Source organism: Ruegeria sp. BC6, from assembly GCF_056539185.1.
Map to the genome: position 1 here is coordinate 67,724 of NZ_JBQFUM010000007.1, position 15,468 is coordinate 83,191.

Annotated in this window: 16 protein-coding genes; 3 read left to right on the forward strand and 13 right to left on the reverse strand. The window is 56.2% G+C overall.

Annotated features, from left to right (window positions below):
• Positions 1-7 precede the first annotated feature (7 nt).
• The 6 genes from ACR0MM_RS17570 to ACR0MM_RS17595 form a co-directional block, all read right to left on the reverse strand.
• The gene (locus ACR0MM_RS17570; RefSeq protein ID WP_480697618.1) at positions 8-1,000 is read right to left on the reverse strand and encodes an ABC transporter ATP-binding protein; all 993 of its coding nucleotides are present in this window, start codon (positions 998-1,000) and stop codon (positions 8-10) included.
• Complete coding sequence (locus ACR0MM_RS17575) at positions 993-2,090, reverse strand: ABC transporter ATP-binding protein (protein ID WP_480697620.1); 1,098 nt, start codon at positions 2,088-2,090, stop codon at positions 993-995. The genes ACR0MM_RS17570 and ACR0MM_RS17575 overlap by 8 nt, the downstream gene beginning before the upstream one ends.
• A 2-nt stretch (positions 2,091-2,092) precedes the next feature.
• A complete protein-coding gene (locus ACR0MM_RS17580) occupies positions 2,093-2,281 on the reverse strand; it encodes a hypothetical protein (RefSeq protein ID WP_170343500.1) in 189 nt (62 codons plus the stop codon).
• Complete coding sequence (locus ACR0MM_RS17585; RefSeq protein ID WP_010442361.1) at positions 2,278-3,216, reverse strand: carbohydrate ABC transporter permease; 939 nt, start codon at positions 3,214-3,216, stop codon at positions 2,278-2,280. The genes ACR0MM_RS17580 and ACR0MM_RS17585 overlap by 4 nt, the downstream gene beginning before the upstream one ends.
• Complete coding sequence (locus ACR0MM_RS17590) at positions 3,213-4,160, reverse strand: carbohydrate ABC transporter permease (protein WP_480697622.1); 948 nt, start codon at positions 4,158-4,160, stop codon at positions 3,213-3,215. Before ACR0MM_RS17590 ends, ACR0MM_RS17585 begins: the two co-directional genes overlap by 4 nt.
• Positions 4,161-4,239: 79 nt before the next feature.
• The gene (locus ACR0MM_RS17595) at positions 4,240-5,559 is read right to left on the reverse strand and encodes an ABC transporter substrate-binding protein (RefSeq protein ID WP_480697624.1); all 1,320 of its coding nucleotides are present in this window, start codon (positions 5,557-5,559) and stop codon (positions 4,240-4,242) included.
• A 398-nt stretch (positions 5,560-5,957) separates the two neighbouring features.
• Here ACR0MM_RS17595 and ACR0MM_RS17600 point away from each other — a divergent pair, with 398 nt between their 5' ends.
• On the forward strand, positions 5,958-6,737 hold the full coding sequence (locus ACR0MM_RS17600) for an MOSC domain-containing protein (protein WP_480697626.1): 780 nt from the start codon (positions 5,958-5,960) through the stop codon (positions 6,735-6,737).
• A gap of 100 nt (positions 6,738-6,837) precedes the next feature.
• On the opposite strand, the gene ACR0MM_RS17605 is transcribed toward ACR0MM_RS17600, so the two are convergent.
• Positions 6,838-7,725 carry a sulfotransferase domain-containing protein gene (locus ACR0MM_RS17605; RefSeq protein WP_480697628.1) on the reverse strand — a complete coding sequence of 296 codons (888 nt, stop codon included), beginning with the start codon at positions 7,723-7,725 and terminating at the stop codon, positions 6,838-6,840.
• Between the two features lie 42 nt (positions 7,726-7,767).
• Here ACR0MM_RS17605 and ACR0MM_RS17610 point away from each other — a divergent pair, with 42 nt between their 5' ends.
• The gene (locus tag ACR0MM_RS17610) at positions 7,768-8,007 is read left to right on the forward strand and encodes a hypothetical protein (RefSeq protein ID WP_480697630.1); all 240 of its coding nucleotides are present in this window, start codon (positions 7,768-7,770) and stop codon (positions 8,005-8,007) included.
• Between the two features lie 63 nt (positions 8,008-8,070).
• Here the strand turns inward: ACR0MM_RS17610 and ACR0MM_RS17615 are convergent, their stop codons facing one another.
• The 6 genes from ACR0MM_RS17615 to ACR0MM_RS17640 all read right to left on the reverse strand — a co-directional run bounded on the left by ACR0MM_RS17615 (position 8,071) and on the right by ACR0MM_RS17640 (position 14,413).
• Positions 8,071-9,618, reverse strand: a complete 1,548-nt coding sequence (locus ACR0MM_RS17615; protein ID WP_170446028.1) for an arylsulfatase — start codon at positions 9,616-9,618, stop codon at positions 8,071-8,073.
• A 561-nt stretch (positions 9,619-10,179) separates the two neighbouring features.
• Positions 10,180-11,028, reverse strand: a complete 849-nt coding sequence (locus tag ACR0MM_RS17620) for an enoyl-CoA hydratase/isomerase family protein (protein WP_480697632.1) — start codon at positions 11,026-11,028, stop codon at positions 10,180-10,182.
• Positions 11,029-11,106: 78 nt separating this feature from the next.
• A complete protein-coding gene (locus ACR0MM_RS17625; RefSeq protein ID WP_170372801.1) occupies positions 11,107-11,895 on the reverse strand; it encodes an SDR family NAD(P)-dependent oxidoreductase in 789 nt (262 codons plus the stop codon).
• A 12-nt stretch (positions 11,896-11,907) separates the two neighbouring features.
• Positions 11,908-12,873, reverse strand: a complete 966-nt coding sequence (locus ACR0MM_RS17630) for an LLM class oxidoreductase (protein WP_480697634.1) — start codon at positions 12,871-12,873, stop codon at positions 11,908-11,910.
• Positions 12,874-12,886: 13 nt separating this feature from the next.
• Positions 12,887-13,663: a CmcJ/NvfI family oxidoreductase gene (locus tag ACR0MM_RS17635; protein ID WP_480697636.1), complete on the reverse strand. Its 777-nt coding sequence runs from the start codon at positions 13,661-13,663 to the stop codon at positions 12,887-12,889.
• 54 nt (positions 13,664-13,717) lie between these two features.
• Entirely contained in the window at positions 13,718-14,413 is a 696-nt protein-coding gene (locus ACR0MM_RS17640; RefSeq protein ID WP_480697638.1) for an NAD(P)H-dependent oxidoreductase, read from the reverse strand.
• A gap of 110 nt (positions 14,414-14,523) precedes the next feature.
• Here ACR0MM_RS17640 and ACR0MM_RS17645 point away from each other — a divergent pair, with 110 nt between their 5' ends.
• Positions 14,524-15,438, forward strand: a complete 915-nt coding sequence (locus ACR0MM_RS17645) for a LysR family transcriptional regulator (RefSeq protein WP_480697640.1) — start codon at positions 14,524-14,526, stop codon at positions 15,436-15,438.
• Positions 15,439-15,468: the final 30 nt, after the last annotated feature.

Here is a 15,468-nt window from a genome sequence, read left to right on the forward strand (position 1 = left end):
TTGCTCCTTAGTTCACGCGCGTGCCGGACGCGTCAAAATACAACGGGTTATTGGGACGGATTTTTATAATCTTTCCAGATGGGTAGTCCTGATGGACATCAATCAGGGTCACAACCGGGTGACCATTCAGGTCCAGGTGTAGCCGTGTTTGATCTCCCAGATGCTCGGCGCGTATCACACGAGCCTCGCTGCCTTCGCCTTCAATGATGTTTTCCGGGCGAAGACCAATCTGCGGGCCTTTGTGATCGCCTCCGAACAACTCGGACGGCAGGATGTTTATCCGTGGCAGACCCAACCTGCTGGCCACGTAAACGCTGCCGGGATTTTCGTAGATATCGCGGGGGGTACCGTATTGAACCAGCCTGCCGTTTTCCAACACGCCGATATGCGTCGCCATTGTCATGGCCTCCACCTGATCATGGGTCACATAGAGCAAGGTTGACCCAAGGTCGGCCTGAATCCTCTTCAACTCGACGCGCAAATCCGCTCGAAGCTTGGCATCCAAAGAGCTGAGCGGTTCGTCCATCAGGAATATCTGGGGGTCGCGCACCAGCGCCCGTCCGATCGACACACGCTGCATTTCGCCGCCGGACAATTCGGTGGCTTTGTTGTCCAGCTTGTGCGGGATCTGCAGGATCTCCGAGACTTCGTTGACCTTCCTGGCGATCTCATCCTCTGGTGTCTTCAGGATCGGCGACCGCAGAGGGAAAGACAGGTTTTCACGCACTGTCATATGCGGGTACAGCGAGTATTGCTGGAAGACCATCGCCACGTCGCGCTGCGCGGGTGTATCCATCCCGACGTCGCGCCCGGCAATGCGAACTGTGCCTGAATCCAGCTTCTCAAGCCCGGATATCAATCTCAGCGTTGTTGTTTTTCCCGCACCCGTCGGACCCAACAACACCACGAAGGCACCGTTGGGGATCGTCATTGAGATATCATCCACCGCTTTGATGTCGCCGAATGACTTCGAAATGTTTTCCAGAACGACTTCAGCCATTGCTCAGTACCTCGTCGTTCAGTGCGGACCTCAACGCGCGTCCGGTAGAATTTTCGAAAAGGGTCACTGCGGATGAGCGAAATTCCAATCCAACCGTCTCGCCGGGATTGACGGTTTCGCGTGCATCAATCCGGGCTTTCAACTCTCCGTTTGGGCTTTGCAGCGTCACGATCTGGGTGGTTCCAAGATATTCTGCGGCCAGGACCTTGGCTCGGTAGGCGCTGGCATCCGACAGAAAAACATGCTCGGGTCGAACGCCGAAAACCAAGTCACCTTCCGCACCTTCCATCAGTTTGGGTACGGCTTCGTCATGGCCATTCAGCCGTACCACTTCCGAGCCAGGTGCGACCTTTCCTTGAAACGACAGGAAGTTCATCGAAGGAGACCCGATAAAATCCGCAACGAACATTGTGGCCGGTTTGTCGTAGATTTCCTGAGGCGTGCCGAATTGCTCGATCACAGCGTTGTTCATCACAACGATCTTGTCGCCCATTTGCATGGCTTCCAGCTGGTCATGTGTGACGTAAACAGTGGTTGCGCCCATGCGATCGTGGAGCGCGCGCAATTCTTCGGCCATGTGCTCACGAAACTCGGCATCCAAAGCGCCAAGAGGTTCGTCCATCATGAATGCCTTGGGTTCGCGAACAATTGCGCGACCCAGCGCCACGCGTTGCCTGTCGCCACCTGAAAGCCCACCCACCGGGCTGTCGAGGATGTCGTTTATCCCCAGAATTCCCGCGACTTCTTCGACTTTGGCTTTGACAGCAGCGCGCGGCATGCCCTGCGAAATAAGCGGATAGCTGATGTTCTTGCGCACGTTCATGTGGGGATACAGCGCGAACATCTGGAACACGAAGGCAATGTCCCGCTCTGATGGCGGCCGCTGGCTGATCTCTTCGCCGTCCAGATAGATTTCGCCCGACGTTGGAAGCTCCAATCCCGCGATCATCCGCAGCGTCGTCGTTTTCCCGCAACCGGAGGGGCCCAGCAGCATGAAAAACTCGCCGTCTTCAATCGTGAACGAACTTTCGCGGACAGCCGTGAAATCGCCGAACATCTTCTTTACGTTTTTGACTACGATCTGGGCCATTTCTACTCCGGGAAATGGCTGACGATGATGAACATGACGGTTCCGATCAGCGTGACGATGAAAGAGTAAGTGAAGGCCCAAAGGACAAAGGGCTGCATCAGCATGAAGACACCCAGTGCGATGAGGATGGTTGCGACCATCTCCCATGGGCCGCGGCGGAGCCGCACCAATCCGGAAAGAAACTCGCTCATTTGCGTACGGCTCCGAATGTTATCCCGCGCAGCAAGTGTTTGCGCATCAGGATGGTGAAAATCATGACCGGGATCAGGAAGATCGTCGCGCCAGCCGCAACGGCAGGCCAGTCCAGGCCGCCGATACCGATGATGGTCGGGATGAACGGTGGTGCAGTTTGCGCGTTTGCGGATGTCAGCAGCACGGCGAACGCGTACTCATTCCAGGCGAAGATCAGGCAGAAGATCGCAGTTGACGCAATTCCGGTAGCGGCTTGCGGCAGCACCACTTTGTAGAAGGCCTGAAACCTCGTGTACCCATCGATAAGGGCGGCTTCTTCGTACTCTCTGGGGATTTCGTCGATGAATCCTTTCAGCAACCAGACCGCCAGGGAGATATTCACGCCCGTGTAGAGCAGGATCATCCCGAGATGCGTGTCGCTTAAACCGAGGTTTCTGAACATCAGGAAGATAGGGATGGCGACAGCGACCGGAGGCATCATCCTTGTACTCAGGATGAAGAACAGAAGGTCATCCTTAAGCGGGACCTTAAATCGGCTGAACGCATAGGCAGCCAACGTGCCAAGGAAGATACTCAAGAACGTCGAGCCAAATCCGATGATGACCGAATTCATGAAGCGCTCGCCGAACTTGGAGGGCCCAACGATCACCATGTCGTATTGGCGTACGATCTCATCGGCCCAGTTCTGCGGCGGGTTGGCTTCCAGAAACTCCTGCGTCTGCCTGGTGCGTGTGGTGAAGAGGTTGACGTAGCCTTCAAGCGTTGGGTCAAAGACCACTTTGGGCGGGTAGCTGATCGCGTCGGCCGGAGACTTGAAGCCAGTCAGCAAGATCCAAACCAGCGGGATCATCGTGATCAGCGCATAAGTGATGACCAGGAAGCCTGCGATCCATTTGGACCGGTTCGAAGGTTCAGTGACCGAAAAACTGCTCATCGCTGTTTCACCTTGTTCAGGGCTTTGACGTAGATCGACGCAAGGCCGAACACGGTGACGAACAAGATGATCGCATAGGCCGAGGCGTAGCCCGTCCGCCACTTCTCAAACGCCTCTCGCTTGAGATTGATTGAGGTGAGTTCCGTTACAGATCCCGGCCCACCGCCTGTCAGCTGAACAACCAGGTCGAACATCTTGAAGTTCTCGATCCCTCGAAACAGCACCGCGAGCATCAGGAACGGCAGCACCATCGGAATGGTAATCGTAAAGAACTGCCGCAGCTGGCTGGCCCTGTCGATCTCAGCCGCCTCGTAGATGTAGTCGGGGATGCTGCGCAGCCCGGCCAGACAGATCAGCATCACGAAGGGGGTCCACATCCAGGTGTCAACGATCACGATCGCCCAAGGGGCCAAAGTGACCGACCCCAGCATTTCAAAGCTTGAGGGGTCCTTGCCGGTGAACCAGGACACGATGTAGTTGAACAGGCCGATTTGAGGCTGATACAGGAATTTCCAGAAATTCCCGACGACGGCCGGGGACAGCATCATCGGCAGCACGATGATCGTGGTCCAAAGATCGTTGCCCTTGAATTTCTTGTTGATCAACCACGCCAGCGTGAACCCGATCAGGACCTGGAAAAAGATTGTCCAGAACAGGAAATGCGCTGTTGCCTGCATATTCAGCCAGGTATCCGAGTCCGTCAGGATACGCTCGTAGTTCCTGAGTCCGACGTCTTTGACCTCGCGCCCGATCCGGTTGGCCTTGTAGTTGGTAAAGCTCAGCTGGATGGTCCAGATCAACGGAAAGATGTTGATCGCCAGCAATAGAAAAATCGTTGGGGAGATGAAAATCCAGGCGATCGCGCGGTCGGATAATCCTCGGATTTTTCGCGCAACTCGCTCGGGCGTTGCCTGCGCAACGCGATCTACGGTCCTGTCAGACATCTCTTTGCCAGCTCTTGTTGGTTTAGGACTCACGGGTGAAGGTGGAGCGGGATTGCACCCGCTCCTGCCTGTGTCCGGACTACAGCTTGCCTTCGTCTTCGAAGACTTCGGTCCAGTCTTGGATCAGAAGGTCAAGCGCTTCTTGAGCGGTGCCCTGGTCCGCAACCACGTAGTCGTGGATGCGCTTCTGCATCGCCAGCAGCAATTCCGCATAAGCAGGCTCCTGCCAGAAATCCTGCACCCCGGCCATCGCTTCCAGGAAGTCACCGGCAAACGGCTGGCTGTCAACGAAACCCGGATCTTCCAGTACGGAGTTATGGGCCGAGTAGCCGCCGAGCTCCCACCATTTGGCCTGAACGTCCGGCTGTGCAAACCACTTGATGTACTCAAGTGCGGCGTCTTGTTTGTCAGAGTAGCTGACAACCGAGATACCTTGTCCGCCCAGTGTCGAACCTGCCTGATTTTGTGGTGGGTTCACAAAGAAGTCGATCTTGTCACCGCCGGTATTGGGATCGGCGTAGAGACCCGGGAAGAACGCAAACCAGTTCATCGCCATGGCGACCTGACCGGACTTAAAGGCGTCCAGACTCTCACCCATGTAAGAGTTGGTATATCCCGGAGGCGTCGCCGTTTCGTAGAATTCCTTGTAGAATTCCAGAGCTTCAACCGCTTCGGGCGAGTTCACGGCGCCTTCCATGTCATAGGAACCCGGCGTGTTTTCGTATTTGAAGCCCCAAGGATACAGCGCTCCGGTCACACCCATGGTGATCCCTTCCGAGCCGCGCTCGGTAAAGATGGCTGCGCCATAGACAGTCTTGCCGTCGATCTCACGACCTTGGAAGAACTGCGCGATCTGCAGAAGTTCTTTTTGCGATTGAGGCTCGCGAAGATCCTGACCCGTCGCCTCTTTGTAAGCGGCTTGGATATCCGGGTTTTCGAACCAGTCCTTGCGGTAGAACCAGCCATTCGCATCGCCCATCGCTGGCAGCGCATAGTAGTTCGGCGTGCCCTTGGGCCAGGTCGAGTACGCATAGACGGTGGCCGGCGCGAAATCGTCCATGCTGATGCCTTCAGCATCGAAGAAGTCGTTCAGTTTGACATAGTGGCCATTCTCAGCACCCCCGCCGATCCACTGGCTGTCGCCGATCAACAAGTCGCAGAGCTTGCCCCCGGAGTTCAGCTCGTTCAGCATCCGATCCGCAAAATTCGGCCAGGGAACAAACTCGAAGTTCATCGTGTGACCGGATTCGGCTTCGAATTCCTTTGAAAGCTCGACAAGCGCGTTGGCCGGGTCCCATGCAGCCCAACAAAGCGTCAGATCTTCAGCATTCGCCTTGGTGGAAAGAGTAGTAGCGGCAAGGACTAGTGCGCTGGCCGAGGCCAGTTTTGTGTAAGTCATCCATTCCTCCCTTTTTTCGCCGTCAATCGAGGATGTGCGAATCGCGGCATACCTCCAAGGCTATTTGAGGTACGCACATCAAGTCTAGATATTTTTGAGGTTCGTACCTCAAGCGGACGGCGGTTGACGGTTAGTGCTCCTCTTAGCCGCTGATTTCATGTAATTTTATTCCATTTGGTCGGTGTGCATGTATTTTCAGCAGTGAGGCGTTAAAGGGCCGTACCCGCCAAAATTGGCGCAGCTCACAATCACGGCCATCATGCGGCCAACCGATTTTCGGCACCCGCTTGTGAAGCCCTAGCGGATTATTCGGTCGATACCTTTGAGGATTGGAGATAGCGTCAAACGGCACGGATCACTCTGGGTCGTGCATAACTCGATTGGACAGGTGCAGACGTATGAACGCGCTCTCTATCGTCAGATTGAACCGGTACCCAATCAAAGGCTTGAGTGCCGAGCCGATGCAAACCGTGACGCTGCGGGCAGGGGAGGGGATCCCGGGTGATCGCCTGTTCGGATTTGCGCGCTACAACTCCGGATTCGACGCACAGAACCCTCAGCCACTGCCGAAAGATCGCTTTGTTGTTTTGTTGAATGAGGCCGCGCTGGCAGGCGTTGAGACAAGCTTTGATTTTGAGACCCAAGATCTTGAGATCAAAGCGAACGGCAAAACACAAAGCTTCAATATGCGAACACCAGAAGACCGGATGAATGCAGCAAGTTTCCTGTCTTCAGAAATCGGCTTGAAAGATCCCGAACTGCCGGTATTCGTCTCGTCTGCTCCTCATCGGTTTACGGATGTGTCCGTCGTCTCCCCAAAGATGATGAACGCGATATCCGTTCTTAATCGCGCATCGGTGAGAGAGTTGGGTGAAAAACTGAACGCAGAGATCCAGCCAGCGCGGTTCCGCGCGAATATCGAGATAGACGGCTTGCCTTCGTTTTCCGAGTTGGATGCAGTTGGATCAGTTCTGAGATTTGGCGATGTTGAGTTGAAGATACTATCGCGTACGAAAAGGTGTGCGGCCACTGAAGTGAACCCGGATACGGCCGAGCGTGACTTGATAATACCCTATCTTATTAGGAAGTTGATGGGGCACATGGATATGGGAGTCTATGTCGAGGTGACCAAAGGCGGAACCCTAAGTGTCGGCCAACCCGGGGAAATGCTTGCCTGAATGCCGCCCCCCTCAGTTTGGCGACCTCGGGAAACCCTGTTCCATATTCAATCGTGAAAAAGAACTTCGGTTTTTGCTGGTTCGCCCGGGGTGGCGATGTCTACGCAGCGAGGCTCCCCTGAGAGCCATATTCCAGCCAGTCTCGGTCTTCGGGATCTAGGTGTGCATCCATCATCGCGTCGTAGCTTGCCAGTTCTTCCGCCGTCAGTTTCCCGTGCCATTTGCCGCTCGTTCCGCTGTGGAAAAACTCGGCATCCGACTTGAAGAACCCTTTGCCACCTGAGGGAGCATAGCGTTCTGCTTTGTCCTTCATGTTGTCGAAGGTCGCAGCTTGAACCAATTGATCCATGACTGCCTCTGAATGGGTCGTGCCCAAGATGTCAGCCAGCCTGAAGAACGTTCCTCTCAAGTCCCGGGTCATGTCTGCGTAGTGAAAAAGCGATACGTTCGGCCGGTCGGAAAGCGCCGCAGCAGCTTTGTAATGCCGAATGATATGGGCCAGTGGCATCGCATCGGTATCGAACCCTTCCGCCCCGCCGTCCAGAAAGCGACGGAATGTGATACCTTCTTCATCGTTCTCGGGATACCAGGTGTCAAACCAGGTCATTGGAATGTTTCTGACGTGTTTGCGATACGAGAAATGCGCATCGAGGGGATGACGAAAAACACAGATGTACTGTGCTTGATCATCCAGAGGTAACCCATCCATCGGTGTGTGGCTTTTCATGCTGCGTCGATGCTGCATGGCTTCGAGCCGCTCTGCGACTTCAGGCATTTCTCGGATTCGGATGTCTACCCACGGCATTTTCACGGACAACTCCGTTTCAACTTCGGGATCACCAGAAAACAACAGCGATACGATGGTTTGCATCCAGGTCGTGCCGCATTTCGGAGGTGTTACCACGAACACATCGTTGGGGCGGATGCGAACCATATCCCAGCGTCTATTGTCGGTCAGGGGGCCAAGGTAGAGCTTTCGGTTTTTCACGTCTGAAAACTCCTCCGCGCGAATTGGTTCAGGAAAAGTGGAATGAAAGTGAAAGGCGACTGGTTCTCATGGCAGAAAGCCCAAAAAGCCAGTTGCTGCCTTGTTGAGTCAGGCCGGCAACAGAATGAGAGCGGAGCAGCACCTGTACGTTTTTTCAAAGACCTCTCAGGGTTCTGTCCAGCAAGCAGCGCTCAATACCCGCAAAACGGAACCAAGCCGCCGTTCATTCTTTCCCTTGGACTGCGCTGGTCTTCAGCCCAAGGGGATGATTTACCAGCCTGAATTCGACAAACAGTTGTCTGCGAATTCAGGCTGGTGAACACAGCTCACGGCGTCCCGTTGGTGCTATTGGTTCCCGGCACGGCTTGTGAGTTCCTCCATGACGTTGTCGAGGTTGAAGCTGCCGGGTTTTTGCCTTGGCGGAAACTCCTCGAAGCTTTGCAGCCATTGCCCAACGAAGGCGGAGGCCGGAGCTATCGCGAACATATGCTCGAGGAACCAGCGCTGGTATCCCATAGCGTTCTCTTCTTCGGCTCGCTCGAACGGATCGCTGCGGAGGTTTGCCAGCATCGGTGCGCGCAAGACTTCAAACGGTGAGAGCCATACATCAAGCCCATGCGCATTCTGCTTCAGGAATGTCACTTTGTACTGTTCGTATCGCAAGGCGGCGACGCTGCCATCATCCGTCCAATAGATGAACTCGCTGCGCGGCCACTCATCCGTTTCACCTGAGAGCGACGGCAGAAGATTGTAGCCGTCAAGATGGGCCTTGTATTGGCGACCGATGGCTTCAACGCCACCATCGAGCAACTTTTCTTTGATGTCTGGCTCACCGACCGCAGCCAGAATGGTAGGCAACATATCCGTATGCGATACTACGCCATTGACCTTCGATCCCGGCTCGATGACGCCCGGCCACTTGATGACCGTCGGGACACGATAGCCACCTTCCCACTGCGTGTTTTTCTCACCGCGGAAGGGTGTCGTACCGCCATCCGGCCATGTGAACGTCTCCGCTCCGTTGTCGGTTGAATACATGACGACGGTGTTGTCGGCGATTCCGAGCTCATCAAGTTTATCAAGCAGTACGCCGACATGCCCATCGTGCTCGACCATGCCGTCGGGATAAACTCCAAGTCCCGTCACTCCCTCGGACTCTTCCTTCAAATGCGTGAAAATGTGCATGCGGGTGGAGTTCCACCAAAGGAAGAAAGGTTTGTCCTGTTCGACGGCTCTATCCATGAAATCCAACGCGCTGGCCGTGACTTCTTCGTCAACGGTTTCCATGCGCTTTTTCGTAAGCGGCCCGGTATCCTCGATCGAGCCATCAGCGGTCGACTTGATCACCCCGCGCGGGCCGAAGTTTTCCCTGAAGGCTTCATCCTTGGGGTAGTCAGGGTTTTCGGGCTCTTCTTCTGCGTTGAGATGGTAAAGGTTTCCGAAAAACTCATCGAAACCATGGTTTGTGGGTAGGTGCTCGTCACGGTCACCCAAATGGTTTTTGCCGAACTGGCCGGTCATGTAACCGTGGTTTTTGAGCAGCCCGGCGATGGTTGGGTCTTCGACGGGCATGCCCTCGGGCGCGCCGGGTAGGCCGACCTTGGTCAGGCCCGTGCGGATGGGAGATTGTCCTGTGATAAACGCCGCTCGTCCTGCGGTGCAGGACTGCTCACCGTACCAATCAGTAAATAGCGCGCCTTCTTTGGCTATACGGTCGATGTTGGGTGTCTGATACCCCATCATGCCATGGTTGTAGGCACTGATATTCCAAAATCCAATGTCATCTCCCCAAATAATCAGGAAGTTCAGGGGGGGATCATCTTGTGCGGAAACGGCTGTGGCAGCCGCAGCAAACAAGGCTGCCATTATTGTTGATCTTGTTTTGTATTTCATTTTCGTCCTCCCAAAATTTCTTGTTAATACCGAGTAACCTACCACAAATTTGGCGGTTTTGTCGGTGTTCTTGCGGCTTTCGGGATTTCGGGCGGAAACGCGCAAGTGATCCAAGAGATCCGATCGACTTCGATGGCTTTGATTTACGAGCCGGCCGAAACTTTTCTCCGCGCTTCAAGGCGTGGTTGATCAAGACGAGTTGCACCGAACCTCGGAGCCACGCCAATGCGGTTTCTGGAGCACTTCTTCTGCTTTTGGAGCAAAGAACGGCCTGCTGAACGTTTTTTGGTGTGTGTTCAGTAAGTCTGTCGGTCGTTCCGGCACATTCGATCCCGTGCGTTGGCGACCGAAAAGCGCCGCGCACCGTTGATCAACCCGGCTGTCGGTGCTGCTGCCGTCCATCGTTTGGCCTATCGCCGGCTTCGGAACATTGGTGTTTGGATTCCTTGACAACCGCAGCATCGCGACCTGCGTGCCTCCGCCCCCTTGCCGTCGGAACGCCCAAACCTGCTGCGGGATATGATCCGCTGAAACCGATTTCAGCGGATCAAGGGGCAATGGTCAGTTGGTGATTTCTTGCACCTTCATGACCAGTTCGTTCCAGTTTCGCTGGCTCTCGATATCATGCTCGAGCCCTTGTTCATCGGCAATTCGAAAGCGTTTGACCGCCGGCGTCTTGCTTGTCGCTTGGTACAGCCAATAGGCCTCGGCTCTCAACGCCTCGGAAATAGGTTTGTCGATGGATTCGTAGACCATCTGCTTGCACGCGTTGATGGATTCGGCGGGGAACTGGGCGATGCGCCTGGCCAGAGCATCGACATAGGGACCGATCTCGTCGGGATCCAACGCCTTGTTGATGGTGCCCATGCGCTCGGCATCGTCGGCATCGTAGTCCTGCGCACTCAGGATGATTTCCAATGCCCGGCCAAGTCCGGTTTGGCGCGCCATGCGAGAAGCTCCGCCGCCGCAGGGCAGGATACCCATGCCAACTTCCATCTGCATGAACTTGAACTTTCCGCGTGCCGCAAAACGCATGTCCAGCGCGAGTGCGAGTTCGTGTCCACCGCCACGCGCGAAGCCTTCAAGCTTTGCGATTGTTGCCTGCGGGACCTTGCTCAGCCGTTCGCACACGGACTGCAGGTCCAGCAGCCGGGCGTCTTCACGCGAAACGGCCTCGGTCGAAAGATCCTTGAGCAACTCGGTATCGTAGTGACAGACCCAGATTTCGGGGTTCGCAGACTGGAAGATCACCACTTTGGTTTGCCGGTCCCGCTCCAGCCGCATCGCAAGGCTGTTGAGGTCGGCCAGCATCTCCTGGCCCTGAACATTGACCGCTCCGAAGTTGAACGTCACGGTGGCAATTGCATTCTCGACCGCGACGTCGAAGGTCTGGAAATTTTCGTATTTCATTGGACAGTCCTCTCCTGTTCTCGCCATCAAAGATGCGAGGGTTTGCATGGATTGGCAGGGCGCGGGAGTGCGCCCGGCTTAGCCGTATCGGCGGATAGTGTCTTGAATGGCCTTCATGACGTCGGCAGCGTGTTCGGACTTCAGCGCTGCGGGGTGCGGGTCTGCAAATGTACCGCCGTCATTGTCGAAATAGGCGCCCGACGCCTGCGCGAACCGATCGCTAAGTGCGGCGTCGATCAGGATGTCGGCGCCGATGTTGAGGTCGTTGCCGGCGACTCCGAAACCGTCCTTGACCATTTTGGACGCCAGCAACGAACCCGGATTGACCGCGATCAACGCCGGTCCATCGGGCAGGGCGCGGGCCTGTTCGCGTGTCCAGATCGTGATTGCCAACTTGCTTTGCGCATATGCGCCCATATCGGCCAGCCGCGTTTTGCCGGTCAAAGCATCCACATCCACAGGGGCCTGGGCGGCCGAGGACAGGTTCACGACGCGGCCAGTCTTGGGAATGATCGGAAGCAGAAGTTCGGTCAGCAGATAGGGCGCGAACGTGTTCACGACGAAGCGGATATCGAGACCGTTTTCGAGAGTGGTCTGCGGAGCCTTCAGGACGCCGGCGTTGTTGATCAGCACATCCAGCCGGTCGTGATTGGACCGGATGGCCTCCGCCAAAGACCTCACGGCTGATAGGTCGGACAAATCGGCGCTGTAGGTTTCCGGCTGTCCTCCAACCTCCTGGGCGGCTGCCTCCAGCTTTGCTGAGTTCCGCCCGTGCAACAGAACACGGTGACCGTCATCGGCCAGTTTTTTGGCGGTGAGCAGTCCGATACCATCGGTTGCTCCAGTGATCAGAATGGTTTTGGTCATGTGATCCGTTCCTTATGAAAATTCCGGCAAGATCGTATCCGCCAGGCGTTTGAGTGTCGGTTCGATGGCTGCTTGGTTGAAACGCAGATTCAGGGCGACGTGGTTCATCCCCAACTCACGGATTTCAGCCAAGTAGCGCTGCAGGAAATTCGAACCCGACTGGAACCCCAGATGTATTGGGCGTGCGGGGGCATTTGGGTCTTCCAGCAAGTCGACATAGAGCGACTGCATCACCGGTTTGTCCGGTTGCCCCAGTGTTTTCAGACGGTTCCGGTAATCGGCCACCGCGCGCCCCTGTGAGGCCGCATCGCGCGGATAGGTCATCCATCCATCGCCGTTTTCAGCCACCCAATCCGGGGATTGTCGACTGCCGCCCGTGATCAACAGCGGCAGGCGCGATCCCGAGGGTTTTGGCAGAAGGTCAATGTCGCCGGGCAGATGCCCCTGCAGGCTTTCATGCTTGGGATAGGGTGTTGCCGTCGCACGGATATAGTCGACACTGTCGCGGAACCGCTCACCTCGATCGGGGAAGGATTGACGCATTGCCGGATACTCTTCCGGTCGATCGCCGGACGCCACACCCAACAGCAGACGGCCATCGGACAATACATCCGCCGACGCGGCTGCCTTTGCCACATGGGCCGGATGGCGCAGGGGCAAAACGATGCTGGCGGTCCCCAGGGCAATGCGATCCGTCGCGGTCGCTAGCGCACCCAGATAGACGAACGGGTCAAAGATCTGGCCGGGGTCCCCGAAACTTGGAACATTGAACGGCACGTCGCGCAGCCAAAGCGCGGCAAAGCCCAGAGACTCGGCCAATTGCGCGGCCTTCATGTGGCCCTTCATCGTCGGCTCGGATCCCACAGGGTAGGCCTCAAGCGGCAATACCAGCCCGAGCGTCAGCTGATCTGGCCGAAATACCTGACCGTAGGCCTTGTTGATCGGGGCAAAGGACAGGTTTTGGTTTTTGTCCAACATGATGGTTCCTTGCTCAGTACCGCACCAAAGTGCGGGTCTCGATGCTTTTCCGGATGGTGTTAACGGTCGGGTCCTCGACCATATCGAGCGCGCTGTGCGCGACGGAAGGCAATCCCCGATTGTCGTAGATGTTGAAAATAGCGATTTCATCCGGGCTCATTCGAGACAGATAGACCCAGTCATGCCTTGCATTCCCGACAAGCCCCATGATCTGCCCTTTGCGGTCAGGATAGATCAGGTCAAGCAGGATCCAGTCTTTTGGGTCGACGGACGAAGGACGGACGAATCCCAGCGGCGCGCTGTTGATCGGGTGATCGACAGGCCGCCAGAGATTGACAAAGGCATAGTGCCCTTTGCTCCACTCGGCCGCCCGCTCGGCGCCCAGCAAATCCTCCAGCCGTTGCCGAGCGCCGTCCGCGCTGTAATCGCTGTGGACGTTGCGCGCCGGCTTGCGCGTCGCCTTTGGGTCGTCCACGCGCAAGGTATGGTCGAAGATCACCACCTCGCGAACGCCGATCTTTGCTGTCAGCAGTTGAGCCAGCTCGTGTTCGTAGGTCCCTTTCCACTGATCCCCGGAGAAATTGCAGATCGCACTGGGCGCTTTCAGAAACTCGACGCCGTCGGGGTCAAAGCGCAGGGGCCGCCCGGATGTCCGCATATCAGTCAGGCTCACTTGTGTCGGCAACAGTTCGGGCGAAATCAGGTTGCCGACAATCCCGCCGGCGTCCAGTTGGAACGCCTGCCGTTCAGGTTTGTGAACGTGATAGTTTACGATACCGGTTCGTTGCATCTGTAGCCTCACTGAATTGCGGATGATGCAGCCCCTGGCTTTTTTGACGTTGGCTCAGAACCAGTTCACGGTTTCGGCCATCGGGCGGCGGGTCTTGGGGAATTGCGGATCGCTGGCGCGATACCCGAAGGCAAACATCACCGCGGGTTTCCACGTCGAGGTATCCACCCCGAAATGCTCGGCCAGAGTCTGGGTGGTGAGTTCCATGTCAAACCCTTCGATGGGGCAGGAATCTACACCCATCAAAGCAGCGGTCGTCATCATGTTGGCCAGAACGATGTAGGCCTGTTTGCCGGACCAGTCGGTGATTTCGCGTTCAGTGGTGATGCGATGGTCGGTTGACTGGAACTTGCCATACGCACCGTTGAATAATTCGATGACGTCCTCGGGCAGTTGTTTGACCTTGCGATAGTGGTCCTGCAGATAATCAGACCCAGCGGTCATGGTTGCCGCAGTGCTGGCCAGAATGATGCCAAAGTGGCTGGCTGTCCCCAGCTGGCCGGAGCTGCCGTTCATCATGCCATTGGCGCCCCAGGAAAACTCGCGCAAAAGCTCGCGTTTGTTGGGCGATTGGATGACAAGAATCTTGAATGGCTCGTGCCCGAAAGAGGTGGGCGACAGGCGGCCAGCTTCAAGAATGGTTTCGAAATCGGCGTTGCTGATCTTGCGGTCGGGATCAAAGACCTTTGTCGCGTGCCGGAAATTGAAGGCTTCGAGGATCTGAGACTGAACGTTCGGGCGAACGGACATTTGTGGCTCCATTTGGTTTGTCTTCCGTGGAGCCAGAAATATCACTTGCAGAATCCGATGAAACGGCGGATATCAGGTTTCAGTTTTCGGATTTTGCGTATAATAAGCTAATGGACACACAAGCGCTTCGTCTTTTCGTGCTTGCAGCGGACAAGCTGAACATATCAGCCGCCGGGCGCGAACTGGGTTTGGTGCCCGCAGTCTCCAGCGCCCGACTTGCCAAGCTGGAGCATCATCTGGGTGTCGAGTTGCTTCACCGCTCGACCCGGAAAGTATCGTTGTCTCTGGAGGGCGCTGAGTTTCTACCTTATGCGCGCGAGATTCTGGCGCAGGAGAATGCGGCCTTGGCCGCTTTGGGGCAGGGGTCGGCCCAAGCCACCGGCACACTGCGGTTTACTGCGCCCAGCACGTTTGCACAGCTCTACATTGCTCCGATCCTTGCAAAGTTCCAGGAACAGCATCCGGGTGTGACCCTGGACCTGCGTCTGTCGGATGCTCAGTTTGATCTGATCGAAGGCAGCTATGATCTTGCTTTGCGGAACGCACCGCTGATCGATACCAGCCTCAAGGGGCGCAAGCTGGCGGATGACAAACGCATCCTGTGCGCGGCACCGGATTACCTGTCGGCCCACGGAGAACCCGAGACGCCGGATGATCTGGTGCATCATCGGCTGATCGCTTTTCGCCACACCCGGGCCCGGGCGCTGAAAACTGCCCGGGGAGCTGTCGCAAGTTTCGATCCCGGAGCCACGAAATGTCCATTGATCATGGATGACGGTCTCAGCCAGAAGCTGGCCACGGTGGCAGGGGCGGGGATCTCGATGAACTCACTGTGGAGCGTTCAGGAGGAGCTTGCCTCGGGCAAGTTGCGTCATGTCCTTCCCGAATATGAGGCGGCGGAAGACAACGTGCTGTGGCTGATCTATCCCAAGTCGAACGTATTGTCGCCAAAGGTGCGGGTCTTCATGGATTTTCTGATCACCGAGATCGGCGTGAAGCCTCCGTGGGAAAGATCATTGGACTGACTGATTGCGTCCAGTTGCTTCGGGCCAGCG